The 15129-nt window shown below is 56.3% G+C and carries 11 protein-coding genes; 7 read left to right on the top strand and 4 right to left on the bottom strand.

Translation table 11 applies throughout. From position 1 onward, the window contains the following. Positions 1–82: 82 nt before the first annotated feature. Positions 83–622: an Lrp/AsnC family transcriptional regulator gene (locus EXZ61_RS02160; protein WP_142808577.1), complete on the bottom strand. Its 540-nt coding sequence runs from the start codon at positions 620–622 to the stop codon at positions 83–85. A 196-nt stretch (positions 623–818) separates the two neighbouring features. Between EXZ61_RS02160 and EXZ61_RS02155 the strand changes: the two genes are divergently transcribed. The 5 genes from EXZ61_RS02155 to EXZ61_RS02135 all read left to right on the top strand — a co-directional run bounded on the left by EXZ61_RS02155 (position 819) and on the right by EXZ61_RS02135 (position 10364). Next, a complete protein-coding gene (locus tag EXZ61_RS02155; RefSeq protein WP_142808575.1) occupies positions 819–4436 on the top strand; it encodes an indolepyruvate ferredoxin oxidoreductase family protein in 3618 nt (1205 codons plus the stop codon). 138 nt (positions 4437–4574) lie between these two features. Beyond that, complete coding sequence (yajC, locus tag EXZ61_RS02150) at positions 4575–4907, top strand: preprotein translocase subunit YajC (protein ID WP_142808573.1); 333 nt, start codon at positions 4575–4577, stop codon at positions 4905–4907. Between the two features lie 56 nt (positions 4908–4963). After that, positions 4964–6844: a protein translocase subunit SecD gene (gene secD / locus EXZ61_RS02145; protein WP_142808571.1), complete on the top strand. Its 1881-nt coding sequence runs from the start codon at positions 4964–4966 to the stop codon at positions 6842–6844. A gap of 11 nt (positions 6845–6855) precedes the next feature. After that, a complete protein-coding gene (gene secF / locus EXZ61_RS02140; protein ID WP_142808569.1) occupies positions 6856–7809 on the top strand; it encodes a protein translocase subunit SecF in 954 nt (317 codons plus the stop codon). A 98-nt stretch (positions 7810–7907) separates the two neighbouring features. Beyond that, positions 7908–10364: a DUF1631 family protein gene (locus EXZ61_RS02135; RefSeq protein ID WP_237219062.1), complete on the top strand. Its 2457-nt coding sequence runs from the start codon at positions 7908–7910 to the stop codon at positions 10362–10364. 27 nt (positions 10365–10391) lie between these two features. Here EXZ61_RS02135 and EXZ61_RS02130 read toward each other — a convergent pair whose 3' ends face one another. The 3 genes from EXZ61_RS02130 to EXZ61_RS02120 all read right to left on the bottom strand — a co-directional run bounded on the left by EXZ61_RS02130 (position 10392) and on the right by EXZ61_RS02120 (position 13397). After that, positions 10392–10859 carry a Smg family protein gene (locus EXZ61_RS02130; protein WP_142808565.1) on the bottom strand — a complete coding sequence of 156 codons (468 nt, stop codon included), beginning with the start codon at positions 10857–10859 and terminating at the stop codon, positions 10392–10394. A 97-nt stretch (positions 10860–10956) separates the two neighbouring features. Then, positions 10957–12138, bottom strand: a complete 1182-nt coding sequence (gene dprA, locus EXZ61_RS02125) for a DNA-processing protein DprA (protein WP_142808563.1) — start codon at positions 12136–12138, stop codon at positions 10957–10959. 38 nt (positions 12139–12176) lie between these two features. Beyond that, a complete protein-coding gene (locus tag EXZ61_RS02120) occupies positions 12177–13397 on the bottom strand; it encodes a LysM peptidoglycan-binding domain-containing protein (RefSeq protein ID WP_142808561.1) in 1221 nt (406 codons plus the stop codon). Between the two features lie 194 nt (positions 13398–13591). Between EXZ61_RS02120 and def the strand changes: the two genes are divergently transcribed. Beyond that, on the top strand, positions 13592–14101 hold the full coding sequence (gene def / locus EXZ61_RS02115) for a peptide deformylase (protein ID WP_142808560.1): 510 nt from the start codon (positions 13592–13594) through the stop codon (positions 14099–14101). A 33-nt stretch (positions 14102–14134) separates the two neighbouring features. Next, entirely contained in the window at positions 14135–15127 is a 993-nt protein-coding gene (gene fmt / locus EXZ61_RS02110; protein WP_142808558.1) for a methionyl-tRNA formyltransferase, read from the top strand. Positions 15128–15129: the final 2 nt, after the last annotated feature.

The raw sequence follows: 15129 nt of genomic DNA, 5'->3' as shown, positions 1-15129 counted from the left end.
ACGGGCGCAAATGCCATATTGAGCCCCAAGGTCAACGCCACACTGCCGCAAACCTGGTGCAATGCCCTGCGGAGGGCGCCCTTCATCGCGCACCCCGCAGCGGCTTCCTTGCAGTGGCATTAGATCCCGTGGACACTGCGGGCTCTTTGGCGCCTAAGTGCCCCAAGGGCAAAGCGCTATTGGCCTTGACCTCGCCCAGCGAAAAGCTGGTGTGCAAGTCTTTGACGCTGGGCAGGTTGATCAACACATCGCGCGCAAATTGGCTAAAGCTGTTGAGGTCGCGGCTCACCACCTGCAGCTCAAACGTGCCGGTGCCGCTGATGTAGTGGCAGCTCACTACCTCAGGCAGGGCGCGTATGGCTTCTTCCAAAGCACGCAGCACATCTCCGGCGTTGCGGTCGGCGTCCAGTCGTACAAAAGCCAGCACGCCCAAGCCAATTTTGTGGCGGTCGATCTCGGCGCGGTAGCCTGTGATGAAGCCAGCATCCTCCAAGGCCTTGACCCGCCGCCAGCAGGGCGCGGCACTCAGGCCCACGCGCAAAGACAGTTCGGCATTGCTGATGCGGCCATCGGCCTGCAAGGCCTCCAAAATAGCCAGGTCAAATTTATCAAGAGTTTCCATGAATTTATTCTTTTCTTAGCAAGGATCTTGCTGCAGATGCCTAGTTTAGGGCAAAGAAAGCAAAGACATATCTGTTTGCGACGCATACACTTATCCACCCTTTAGAGGCTGCGCCCCACCCGGGTGCAGCGCTCTTTTTCAACGCCCACAAGGCGTCTTTTGGCCACCCCACGCCAGCCCATTTGGAGACACAAGAATGAACGCACCGCTGCCCGAGCACATCCGCACCGCACTAGAAACGGTGAGCCTCGAAGACAAATACGCCCTGGACTACGGCCACGCATTTATGAGCGGCGTGCAAGCCTTGGTCAAGCTGCCCATGCTGCAGCGCGTGCGAGATCAACGCATTGGCAAAAACACTGCAGGCTTTGTGAGTGGCTACCGTGGCTCTCCACTGGGCGGCTATGACCAAGCCATGGTGCGTGCCGAGAAGTACCTCAAGGCCCACCATGTGGTGTTTCAACCGGGCGTGAACGAAGAGCTGGCAGCCACCGCTTTGTGGGGCACCCAACAACTGGGCTACGCCCCCGCAGGCACCAACAAATACGACGGTGTGTTTGGCATTTGGTACGGCAAGGGCCCCGGCGTTGACCGCTGCTCCGATGTGTTCAAGCATGCCAATATGGCGGGCACCACCGAATGGGGCGGCGTGATTGCCGTTGCGGGGGACGATCACATTTCCAAAAGCTCGACCGCCGCGCACCAAAGCGACCACATCTTCAAAGCCTGCGGCACGCCTGTATTCTTCCCGGCCAATGTGCAAGAAATCTTGGACTTAGGGATTCACGCCTTCGCCATGAGCCGCTTCTCCGGCGTGTGGGCGGGCATGAAAACCATCCAAGAAATTGTGGAGTCCAGTGCCACCGTGATGATTGACCCCGACCGCGTCAAGATCATCATCCCCGAAGACTTTGTCATCCCCCAAGGCGGCCTGCACATTCGCTGGCCAGACCCACCCCTAGACCAAGAAGCCCGCTTGATGGACTACAAGTGGTACGCCGCCTTGGCCTACATCCGCGCCAACCGCCTGAACTACAACGTCATCGAAGGCAAGAACGACCGCTTTGGCCTGATTGCCAGCGGCAAAGCCTTCAACGACACCCGCCAAGCCCTGCTGGACCTAGGCTTGGACGACGCCAGCTGCCAACGTTTGGGCATTCGCCTGCACAAGGTAGGCGTGGTCTGGCCACTGGAGGCGCAACTCACACGTGAATTTGCCACAGGCTTGCAAGAGATTTTGGTGGTGGAAGAAAAGCGCCAAGTCATCGAGTACCAGCTCAAAGAAGAGTTGTACAACTGGCGCAACGATGTGCGCCCTACGGTACTGGGCAAGTTCAATGAAGTCGACGCCAACGACATCTACGGTAGCGGTGGCGAGTGGTCTATGCCCAACCCGACGGCCAATACCCTGCTGCGCGCCAATGCAGATTTGTCGCCCGCCATCATTGCCCGCGCCATTGCCATGCGCTTGAAAAAACTGGGCATTGATGCTGACACTACCGCTCGCATCGACACCCAGCTGGCCATCTTGGAAGCCAAAGAAAAGGCCATGCATGTGATTGAGCTGGCTGCCGAGAAGTCGGAACGCTTACCTTGGTTCTGCTCCGGCTGCCCGCACAACACCTCCACACGTGTGCCAGAAGGCTCGCGTGCCTTGGGTGGCATTGGCTGCCACTACATGGCCACCTGGATGGACCGCTCCACCAACGGATTTACCCAGATGGGCGGCGAAGGTGTGCCATGGGTGGGGCAGCAGCCGTTTAGCCACGACAGCCACATGTTTGCCAATCTAGGCGATGGCACGTACTTCCATAGCGGCTTGCTGGCCGTGCGCCAAAGCATTGCCGCAGGCGTGAACATCACCTACAAAATTTTGTACAACGACGCCGTGGCGATGACCGGCGGGCAGCAAGTGGGCGAGCGCGTCGAAGGCCACACCGTGCTGCAAATCGCGCAGTCCATGCGCGCCGAAGGCACTGCCAAGATCACCATCGTCACTGACAACCCAGAGAAGTACGCAGGCGTGGCGGGCTTGCCAGAAGGCATTGCCATTGAGCACCGTGATGCATTGGACCGCGTGCAGCGCGAGTTCCGTGCCATCGTAGGTACCTCCATCATCATTTACGACCAAACTTGTGCCACAGAGAAGCGCCGCCGCCGCAAACGCGGCTCCATGGCGGCGCCCACTACACGCGTAGTCATTAACGAGTTGGTGTGCGAAGGCTGTGGCGACTGCGGTGTGCAAAGCAACTGCATGAGCGTGGAGCCGCTGGAGACTGAGTTTGGCCGCAAACGCCAGATCAACCAAAGCACCTGCAATATGGACGTGTCGTGCGTCAAAGGCTTTTGTCCTAGTTTTGTCACTGTAGAGGGCGGCAAGCTGCGCAAAACTGCCGCGGCTGCCAAAACCGTTGCCGGCGGTGCATCCGCATCGACTTGGGCAAACTTGCCAGAGCCCACCATAGCCAGCACCCAAGACGCGCCCGGCGGCGTGTGGGGCATCATCGTGGCCGGTGTAGGCGGCACGGGCGTGATCACCATTGGCCAGCTCTTGGGTGTAGCGGCGCATTTGGAAGGCAAAGGCATCGTCACGCAAGACGCTGGCGGTCTGGCCCAAAAAGGCGGTGCGACCTGGAGCCATGTGCTCATTGGCAGTTCGCAAGACGATATCCGCACCACCCGCGTGAGCATGGCCTCTGCTGACTTAGTGATTGGCTGCGACCCCATCGTGGTTGCAGGCAAAGAAACGCTGTTACGCATGCGCCCCGGGCGCACCCACGTGGCGTTGAACTCCAACAGCGCCCCCACGGCGGCCTTTGTGCGTGACGCCAATTGGACCAACCCGGGTGCGGAGTGCATTCAAGCGATTGCGAGCGCGGTAGGTGAAGACGGCATGGGCCTCTTTGACGCTGACGCCATTGCCACCCACTTCATGGGCGACAGCATTTTCACCAACCCCGTGATGCTGGGCTACGCATGGCAAAAAGGCTGGATTCCGTTGGGGCAAGCGTCGCTGATGCGCGCCATTGAGCTCAACGCCGTAGCGGTCGCCCAAAACAAAGTGGCCTTTGAATGGGGCCGCCGCGCCGCCCACGATTGGAAAGCAGTGCAACGCGAGCTCATGCCCACCCAAGTAGTCACCTTTAGCAAAGGCGATCAGCAGCCGTTGGAAGACATGGTCGCGCAACGCGTGGCCTTCCTGACCGACTACCAAAATGCGGCCTATGCTGAGCAATACCGCGCATTTGTGCAAAAGGTTCAGCAGACTGAAGCCGCTTTGGCCGAAGGGTCCAAGCTGCGCTTGACCCGCACCGTAGCGCGCTATTTATTCAAGGTCATGGCATACAAGGATGAATACGAAGTCGCCCGCCTGCACACCGATACCGCATTCAAGCAAAAGATTGCGGGGATGTTTGAAGGCGATTTTTCGCTGAATTACCACCTAGCACCGCCCCTGCTGGCGAGCCGCAACGACAAAGGTGAGTTGCAAAAACGCAAGTTCGGCGCTTGGGTGCAATGGGCTTTCCGCTGTTTGGCGCCGCTGAAGGTGCTCCGCGGTGGGCCACTGGACGTTTTTGGCTACGCCCAAGAGCGCCAAGAAGAGCGTGCGCTGATCCACGAATACCAATCAGCGCTAGATGCCATGTTGCCGATGTTGAACGGCAAAAACCTGGAAATAGCCATTGACTTCGCGCGTCTACCCGAGCAAATCCGCGGCTACGGCCACGTGAAAGCCCGCCACTTGGCAGCCACCCGCCAGCGCTGGGCCGAGACCGTTGCTCGTTTTCAGGGCTTTTCGGCCCGTAACACCTAGGGGTTAGCCAAGGAGCTCCGTCGGGGGACCTTGGCGGCACGCTTACAATCGTTGGGATCCGCCAGAGATGGGCGCGCGTTGCCGCGTCTATCTCTGGCACACTCGTTGATTGTCTTGACCCATTTGTGGAGTTCGCCTGTGTTTATATCTTCTGCTTTTGCCCAAACCGCTCCCGCTGCTGCCGCTGGCGGAGACATGCAATCCACCTTGATGAGCATGTTGCCTTTGGTGCTGATGTTTGTGGTTTTGTACTTCGTGATGATTCGCCCCCAAATGAAGAAGCAAAAAGAACACCGCGCCATGATCGACGCACTCGCCAAAGGTGACGAAGTGGTGACTTCCGGAGGTTTGCTGGGCAAGGTCAGCAAATTGGGCGATAGCCACGTCAGCTTGGAAGTAGCCAATGGCGTAGACGTTCAAATCCAACGCGCAGCAGTCGTACAAGTGTTGCCAAAAGGCTCCATCAAGTAACTTAGCGCTTGCCGCCTCCCTCTGTCCCTTTGTTTTCGTAGTTAGTTAGCACCAACATGAATCGTTACCCGGCGTGGAAGTATGTGATCCTTGTGATTGCGATCCTGGTGGGCGGGCTGTATGCCCTACCCAATGTGTTTGGTGAGTCACCTGCGGTGCAAGTTTCTCCGGCCAAAGCCTCGATGCCTTTGGACGCAAGCGCCTTGGCCAAAGTGGAGGCCGCGCTTAAAGACAAAGGCCTGGTAGCAAATGGCATTACCCTAGAGGGGGGCTCGATCAAAGCCCGTTTTGCGGACACGGATGCGCAGCTCAAAGCCAAAGATGCCATTCAAAACGCTTTGAACACCAGCGTGGCGGAACCAAGCTACATCATTGCGCTCAACCTTCTTTCGCGCTCTCCCGCTTGGCTGACTGCCTTGCATGCGTCTCCCATGTATTTAGGTCTGGATTTGCGCGGTGGCGTCCACTTCATGTTGCAAGTGGACATGCAAGCAGCATTAACCAAGAAAGCCGAGTCCTTGGCAGGTGATTTGCGCACGGTGTTTCGCGAGAAGAACATTCGCCATGGCGGCATTAGTCGCAATGCACAGACCATAGAAGTTAAATTCCGCGATGCCCAAACTGCTGAACAAGCACGTCGCGTGATCCAAGATCAGTTCCCAACTCTGGCTATCGCTGAGACAGTGGATGGGACCGAAACCAAGATGACAGCGACCATCAAGGTCGCAGCAGCCCGTGATGTTCAGTCACAAGCGCTCAAACAAAATATCACTACGCTGCACAACCGGATCAATGAGTTGGGGGTTGCCGAACCCGTGATTCAGCAACAAGGGCTTGACCGGATTGTGGTCCAGTTGCCCGGCGTGCAAGACACTGCCAAGGCCAAAGACATTTTGGGCCGCACCGCCACCCTTGAAATTCGTATGGTGGATGAAGGCGCAGAAGCCCACGCAGCAGAAATGGGTACAGGGCCAGTCCCTTTTGGTTCTGAGCGCTTTTTGGATCGCAATGGAATGGCGGTCATTGTCAAGAAGCAGGTCATACTGACCGGTGAGAACCTCACCGACGCCCAACCGGGTTTTGACAACCAAACCCAAGAAGCTGCGGTTCATCTCAGCCTCGATGCAAAAGGCTCACGCATATTCCGCGATGTCACGCGCGAAAGCATCGGCAAGCGCATGGCTATTTTGCTGTTCGAAAAAGGCAAGGGCGAAGTGGTCACAGCGCCTGTCATTCGCTCTGAAATCGGTGGCGGTCGTGTCCAGATCTCGGGCCGCATGACCACGACCGAGGCGGCAGACACCTCGTTGCTATTGCGCGCGGGTTCTTTGGCCGCTCCGATGGAAATCATTGAAGAACGCACGATTGGCCCATCACTAGGCGCAGAAAACATTGCCAAAGGCTTTAACAGCGTCACGTGGGGGTTTGTCGCAGTGGCAATCTTTATGTGTGCGTACTACATGCTGTTTGGTGTTATTTCCAGCATTGCATTGGCATTTAACTTGCTCTTGCTAGTTGCGGTGTTGTCCATGTTGCAAGCGACGCTAACTTTGCCAGGCATGGCGGCAATGGCCTTGGTACTGGGGATGGCGATCGACGCCAACGTGCTGATCAACGAGCGCATTCGCGAGGAACTGCGCAATGGTGCTTCACCGCAAGCGGCGATCCATGCGGGCTACGACCGCGCGTGGGCCACCATTATTGACTCCAATGTCACCACGTTGATTGCAGGTTTGGCGCTGCTCGCTTTTGGCTCAGGCCCTGTGCGGGGCTTCGCGGTGGTGCATTGCTTGGGTATTTTGACCAGCATGTTCTCCGGCGTGTTCTTCTCGCGCGGAGTCGTGAACCTCTGGTACGGTAGACGCAAAAAACTTAAGACAGTGTCTATTGGTACTGTTTGGCGCCCAGACAGCGAAACGCCTGCGCTGGCGAAATAAAGAGAAACAACATGGAATTTTTCAAAATCCACCGCGACATTCCGTTCATGCGGAATGCAATGGTGTTTAACGTCATCTCACTGGTCACCTTTCTGGCTGCGGTGTTCTTCTTGTTCTCCAAAGGCTTGCATTTGTCCGTTGAGTTTACGGGTGGCACGTTAATGGAAGTGAGTTATAGCCAACCAGCCGACCTGAATGCGGTGCGCAAAAGCATCGCCAACCTTGGCATCAAGGATGTGCAAGTTCAGAACTTCGGCAACGCGAAAGATGTGTTGATTCGCATGCCTGTGCAAAAAGGCGGCAACTCGGGGCAACAGAGTGAGCGCGTCATGGAAGCGTTAAAGGCGGACAACGCTTCTGCAACCATGCGTCGTACCGAATTTGTTGGACCCCAAGTTGGCGATGAGTTGGCAGCCGATGGCTTAAAGGCGCTCGCGTTTGTGGTCGCCGGCATCATGCTGTACTTGGCCGTTCGTTTCGAATGGAAGTTCGCGGTCGCCGCCATCATTGCCAACTTACACGATGTGATCATTATTTTGGGCTTCTTTGCGTTCTTCCAATGGGAGTTTTCGCTACCTGTCTTGGCGGCGGTGCTTGCCGTTCTAGGCTATTCGGTCAACGAATCCGTCGTTATTTTTGACCGTATCCGTGAGAACTTTCGACGCTACCGCAAGATGAATACGCAAGAAATCATCGATAACGCGATCACATCGACCATCAGCCGTACCATCATCACCCACGGCAGCACGCAGCTGATGGTGCTCTCTATGTTGCTATTTGGTGGGGAAACATTACATTACTTTGCAGTTGCATTAACCATTGGTATTCTGTTTGGCATTTATTCTTCGGTATTCGTCGCCGCAGCCATTGCCATGTGGTTGGGCATTCGGCGCGAGGATCTGGTTAAGGGTGTTGTCAAAAAAGACGAAGACCCCAATGATCCCAATGCCGGAGCCGCCGTCTAAGCCAACTAACGCAGAAACACATGCCCCCCAGTCTTTCGCCAAGACAACAACTTGCCCGAACAGTTCGCCAACGATACGTTGCTGAACTCAGCAAGTCTATGGCGGACATAGGCGCGCAAGTCCAAGGCAAGTTGACGGCGCTTATAGACGAACCTGCGAATGCCCGCGACAGCCAACACCGCCGAGATGTATGGGTGGCTTACCGCAAATTTCGCACACCTTGGTTGGAGGCAACACTCAAAGCATGGCGATCTGCGCTGGAGACGCCCGCAAAAGGCCTGGCGAAACCAGCACCTGACGACTTTGGGGCCATGTCTTTGGTGGCGACCGACGCGGTAGAGAACAAAATCTTGGCATCTCGATTGGTCGCGGCAGTAATGGACAAGGTCCACGCTGGTTTTGATGACCTGCGTTTGCGCATCAAGCTGCTTGAAGCCATTGAAGACCTAGACGCGATGGACATCGTGCGGCCGGACGTAGTGATCCTAATGTTGGTGGAAGAGTGGACGCGCGTAGGCATGCCGGCCAATTCATGGCCCCTAGCCAGCGACGTTATTCAGGGTAGCCTGATAGCGCATCTGAATGAGGCATTTAGGAACGCCAACGCCTTGCTAATCCAGCAAGGCGTGATGCCCACCATAGAACTAAAGGACCGCGTGAAGGCGCCAGTCGTGCGCGGTGGATCAAAGGGTGCGTCGTCTCCGGCGAGCCCCACGCCTGCGGAACCTCAGCTTAGTCCGTCCCCTCCCCCCAACGACCAGACTGCTTACAACAGCGGCAATGCTGCGCCTGTACACGCGAATCAGTACCGGGGTGTGCCTTCAGCCGCGCCATCGGCGGAGCAAGAACAAGGGAGTGCTGCATCCGGCGGAGGCATTTTTGGTGGCAGACTCAATTGGCTGCGTAGTAGCCCGAATGACGCACAACCCAACCTTCAAAGTACGCCGACTGCATTGTCCTCCGGGGCGGCCCCGTTTTGGAAGCAAACCTCTGGCCAACATACAGTGCAAAGCGCGCCTCAAGGTGGCTTTGACGAAACCCAACTGCTAGGTAACAGCACGCCCATTGCTCGGGCGCGCGGCAAGGCTCAGGCCGTGATCGGCCAAATCAGGCGGCTTTTTCTCACCCATGTAGGGGGTGATTTGCTCGGTGCCGCACCGATGGCCCCTTCCGCCGCACTGGCACAGGCCATTGGGCGACCAGGCAGTGCGCCAGCCTATGCAATGGGCGGCACCCTTTACGAAGACTATAGCCCGGCAGGGGTTGCAAGAGTAGCCGGTGCCCTGCGCGAACAGTCTACCGAGCTCAAAAAGAAGGCAGAAACGAAGAGTGAAAAAGCCACGATTGAAATCGTGGCACTCATGTTCCAAGCCATTTTGTCGGAAGAGCGAATTCCACCAGGTATTCGCGTTTGGTTCGCTCGCTTACAAATGCCCGTATTGCGTGTCGCCCTAGAAGACCCGGATTTTCTAGGTACAACGACACACCCCGCGCGCCTTTTGATCGACCGCATGGGCTCGTGTGTCATGGGCTTTGATGCGAGCGGTATACAGGGCAAGACGATGGAGCTTGAGATCAAGCGCATCGTTCAAGTGATTGAGCAGTACCCTGAAACGGGGAAGAAGGTTTACCAAGTCGTTTTTGACGAGTTTCAAAAGTTCTTGGCGAAGTATTTGACAGAAAAAGGCGGTACCAAAGAAGTGGTGAGCGTTGCTCAGCAGGTCGAGCAAAAAGAAACCATGGCGATTCAATACACGATTGAATTGCGCAACACGATCAAAGAATTGCCGGTTCGTGATGAAATTCGAGCCTTCTTGTTTAAGGTGTGGGCTGAGGTATTGGCGGTAGCGGCTGTGCGCAAAGGCCCACAGCACGCCGACACACTCATTCTCAAGAAAACTGCAACCGACTTGGTATGGGCTGCAAGTGCCAAACCTAACCGCGCGGACCGCGCCAAAGTCATCCAGGACTTGCCCAATTTGTTGTTACGTCTACGTTCTGGCATGACCCTACTGGCAATGGCCCCATCGGAGCAAGAAGCCTATGTAAAGTCGGTCAGCGACACATTGGCGGACGCGTTTTTGTCGAAAACTCAGGCGATTCCGCAAGCACAAATCGAGGCGATGGCACAGCGCTTAGAAAACCTGGAAGACTTTGTCAGCGACGATGGCATGGGGGACCTGCCTCTCGATGCCGAAAGCATCGAAATGATGTTGGGCATTGACGCTTCGGCTATTCAAGTTGTCAATAATGGGGGCTCCAAGCCCACCGCAGCGATGATGGCTTGGGCCAACGAGTTACAGCTAGGGAGCTGGTTTACTCTAGACCACAACAAGCAGATTTCCCAGGTTCAGTTTGCGTGGTCTAGCGCACGCAAACACTTGAATCTTTTCGCATCGCCAGCAGGTACCTGCTACCTTATACAGGCTGGGCGCTTAGGGGCGTATCTACAGGCTGGCTTATTGTTGCCCCAGGAAGATGAAGCCTTGACTGTGCGCGCGACGCGAGACGCAATGTCCAAACTCGAGGCAAACCCTGACATCTTGCTGAGTTAGTTCCGCGTCTGGCGACTTTGACCTGACTTAGTGTGCCACTCTCTCTGTGGGGTCGTCGCACAACTCATCCAACACCAAGGCATCTAGTTCTTGGCCAAAACTCCAAAAGACGAGCAAGACAATAACTTTCAGGTCTTCTAGCGAAACGGGGGTGCCTGGTGCGGCCATTGCGCGATCGATCACGACTTCTCGCATATAGGCCGGCAGTACACCGACAGCCTCCAGGAAGCTAATGAACTTGAGACACTCCTCACCCAAATGGTATTGCTCGGCATAGGGATAAATGCGCATACTCAACGGACTCGGGTTCAACAACCAAGGCCGTAAAGGTTCTGGATGCGCGGCAGAATCCAATCCTTTTAACCAAGTCAGGGCTTCGCCAATTTCATCTGCCTCAAACCCTACGGCACTGAGCTTGCGCTCCAAATGGGCGGGCTCTGGACAGGACTCACCAGCGAAGTAGTTCTCGTAAACAAAGACAAGTACGTCAAACATGGAAGAAATATAGCCCAGAAGCTTTTGTATTGGGTTGCAGTGGGCTAGATTCCTCGCTTATCCTGCCTTAGCGACTACCCCCCAATTACGATCCTTTTTATTGGGCGGTAACTACACGTTGAAACAGCCCACCAGGCACACGTGCTACGTGGCACTGCAACTCCAGCTCCATCAAACGAACAAGTAAATCTGCCGTACTCAAACCCGTGCGCGTTTGCAAGAGATCCAAACTGGCTGGGTCATACGCTAGCGCCCTCAGGACGACATCCTCATCCGGCGCAGCAGGAGGCTCTGAAACGCCAGCACGCGAACTCGTACCTACGTCGGTGACTTCAAGCGATGTCTTTGTGCCACTCGGCCGTTCAAACCTGAGCTCTTCCAAGACATCCTGTGCACCCTCCACTAACTTTGCCCCTTGCTTAATCAACGCGTGACAGCCTCGTGACTGAGTTGAATGTATGGACCCAGGGATGGCAAAGACATCTTTACCTTGTTCCAAAGCCAATCGGGCAGTGATGAGCGAACCCGACTGCATCGCTGCCTCCACCACCAAGGTCCCTAACGTGAGTCCCGCAATGATGCGATTGCGCTTTGGAAAATTCGCTGACAAAGGCGGTGTGCCCAAAGGGTACTCGCTGAGCAAGATACCCGACTGCGCAATGTGATGGGCCAGACTCAGGTGCTGGCGAGGGTACACACGGTCGAGGCCGGTGCCGACAACGGCAATCGTTGAAATCCCAGCTTCAGAGCCACCCGCTAAAGCGCCTTCATGTGCGGCACCATCTACACCCAACGCCAAACCGGACACGACAGTCAAGCCAGCTTGGGATAGGGCTAGAGAAAACTGCCGCGCGTTAGCCACCCCTTGCGCAGTTGGGTTACGACTACCAACCACCGCGATACTGCGGCTGGCACAACTGGCTAAACCATCCTCCTCCCAAGCATGCGGCGCACCCATCGCATACAGAATCAAGGGCGGATCTTCCATTTCCAACAACGACCGCGGATAGGCCGCATCACCTAGCGTAAGCACCCTTCGGGTATCACGGTGCTCCTCTAGCCAACCCCATGTAGTCTTCAACTGGGCGTCCAATCCCTCTGGAACCTGCAACACTGCATCAGTTTGCCGAGCACTTAGAACTGCACATAATGACGCTGAGGACTGCAGAAAGACCTGGCTTGGCAAGCCAAAAGTGGATAGCAAGGCCCTAGCCTTCGTGTTCCCAACACCAGGGGTTAAGGATAGGCGCAGCCAACTGTATAGCTCATCTCGCTCCATGGAAACACCCCCCTCCCTAGCAACCCAATAGGCTGCTACTAGCGAGGGTTGACCAAGCGGTCGCCCACGCGCACACCGTTAGATATTTCAATAATCAAGGCGTACGAGACCCGTTCAAACGTGCGAAACACCATCAGCAAGCCATTGCGCTCGTCTGGCAGCTTCATCAGAGGCAGCGCCGGGTCCGACTTATCCACCACACGTGCACCATCTTTCAAGATAGCAAGCACGTGGCCAGGCTCCAAGCCATCGCGACTTCCGCGATTGATGGCAACCACCTGATTCTGAGCAGCGTTCACCACTGCGCTACCGTACACCGAGACGATACGACCATTCTGAACGGTGTCAGGCGCGCGGGGTACATAAGTGCTTAGCTGGCGTGCTGGCTCCGGCAGCATGCGGTCACCCACACGCATTTCTTCTTTGGCAGCTACGATGTCGATCGTTGCGGGCACAATGGCTTGTGCTGGTTTGCCATCGGCATCCTTGACTTCTGAGGTACTCTCTCCACGAACCAAAGTTGCTTTGCCTATGTACTGAGCCTCGTAGCCCAACACTTCCCCACTTTCCGGGTCTTTCATCGGGGTCGCATTACGAAAAACACGGTACTGCTTGAACTGCACCCGATCATCCAGCATCGGTGCGTCCGCCGGCCCACGTGCATACGCACGGTCACCGCGCGCCAACAGTACGCGGCTCTCCTGCGCAGAGACGATTCGAGCAGCGGTCTTCAACGTCGACTCGTCGACCACCAAGGGTTCAGCCAAGAAAGGTTCGATGGTGCTGGACTTCAATGCTGGCAAAGGCGAATTCGCCAAGGCTTCGAAACGGGTGCGTGGAGAAACAACAATGGTGTCCGTGGGGGCACCTTGCGACGAGTTCTGACCAGCGGCCACCCTCAGAGTGGCTGCCCCGTTGCTGCGCTCCAACACCAATACCTGCCCAGGGTAAATGCGGTGCGGGTTCTTAATATCTTCAAGGTTCATGCCCCATAGCTCAGGCCAACGCCAAGGACTCTTCAAGAACAATGTAGAAATACCCCACAGCGTGTCACCACTTTTCACGGTGTAGCGGTCTGGGGCATTGGCGGCTAGCTCACTCAAGGGGACGCCTGCCTGCGCCACTTGGGTGGCCGTTTGTTTTTGGGCTTGCGTAATTGGAAAATTCTGCGCGCTGGCGGGAACAGCAAACCAAGCACTGGCCACAAGGGCCACGGTGGCCATGGATACGCTGGGTTTCGCCATCAGGTGTGTCTTCATGAAGTGCTGTCGTGGGAAAGAGTAACTTGATAATTTACGCGCGATTTTGCGCTCAAGCCCTTGATCGGGCAACGTTTTGGGTAACAAGACGTGCGCAAATGTTCAAAAGTCGCGAAAATAGCGACAATCTCCAATCCGGCACCACTGCGCCCTGCCCTCCAGTGCTTCAGCCCTTGCTATCTTTTTGATTTTTTATGGCCCTACTCCCCATTCTCTGCTATCCCGACCCCAAGCTTCACACGGTTGCCAAGCCTGTTGGCGCAGTGGATGCGCGCATTCAAGCCTTGGTTGCCAATATGCTTGAAACCATGTACGACGCAAAAGGCATAGGCCTAGCGGCTACGCAAGTTGACGTGCACGAGCGACTGATTGTCATTGACGTGTCTGAAGAAAGAGACCAGCCTATGGTGCTTATCAACCCCGAGTTGGTGTGGACCAGCCCTGAGACACATCTCAACGAAGAGGGCTGCCTGTCAGTACCTGGCATCTACGACGGTGTGCAAAGGTTTGATGCCGTTCGCGTCAAGGCCTTGGATGGCGCAGGCAATAGCCGCGAACTGGAAGCCGATGGCTTGCTATCTGTTTGCATTCAGCACGAAATGGACCATTTGATGGGCAAGGTGTTTGTGGAATACCTGTCGCCACTTAAGCGCAACCGCATCAAGACCAAGATGCGCAAAGCGCAGCGTGACGATGCGCGTTAGCCCGACAGCCCTGCTTGTACAAGAAGGCTCGCAATGCGCGTAATTTTTGCTGGTACACCCGAATTTGCGCGCATTGCTCTAGAACGTATTCAGACATCGGGGCACACCATCGCACTGGTGCTGAGCCAGCCCGACCGGCCGGCCGGCCGGGGTCTGAAGCTACAGGCCTCCGCCGTCAAACAGTTTGCTCTAGCCCATGGCATTGCGGTCTGCCAACCACGCAGCCTGCGACTGGACGGTAAGTACCCAGAAGAGGCGACCCAGGCCAGAGAGGCTATCGCAGCAGCCCACGCTGATGTCATGGTGGTTGCCGCGTATGGTTTGCTGTTGCCCCAGTGGGTCTTGGACGACATGTCGCCCAGCCCCGCGCACCCTGGGCGTCTCGGGTGCATCAATATCCACGGATCCTTGCTGCCACGTTGGCGTGGCGCAGCCCCCATTCACCGAGCCATTGAAGCAGGTGATACGCACACAGGCGTCACCATCATGCAGATGGACATCGGCTTAGACACGGGCGACATGCTCCTTACGGAGAGCCTCCCCATCACGGAGCAAGCTACGACGGCCACCCTGCATGACGCAGTGGCTCACTTGGGCGCAGACCTCGTAGTGCGGGCCCTAGACATGGCGACCGATCGCACGTTGTCTGCCGTGAAGCAGAGCGAAGTCGGGGTTACGTATGCCCACAAGATCGAGAAACAGGAAGCTGCAATTCAATGGGAGCAAGATGCGTCTGCCATTGCGCGGCGCGTGCGTGCCTTCAACCCATTCCCAGGTGCCAGTGCACACATCCGTGGCGAGACCATCAAACTCTGGCATGCCTACGCAGACGCCGCCAGCCCCGGAGCGGCACTACCCGGAACCATTGTGGCAATTGCGCCCAGCAGTATTGCGGTTGCCGCTATAAATTCTATAGTGCACATCACAGAGTTACAGCGCCCGGGTGGCAAACGACTGACGGTTGCCGAGTTTTTGCGCGGCTTCGAACTCCAAGTAGGTATGCGCTTTGACTCGAGCTCCAGTTAGCC

It is taken from the genome of Rhodoferax aquaticus (genome assembly GCF_006974105.1).
GTDB classification, from domain to species: domain Bacteria; phylum Pseudomonadota; class Gammaproteobacteria; order Burkholderiales; family Burkholderiaceae_C; genus Allorhodoferax; species Allorhodoferax aquaticus_A.
Note: the sequence above shows the minus strand (reverse complement) of the source record. Positions and strands in the feature narration are given on the sequence as shown.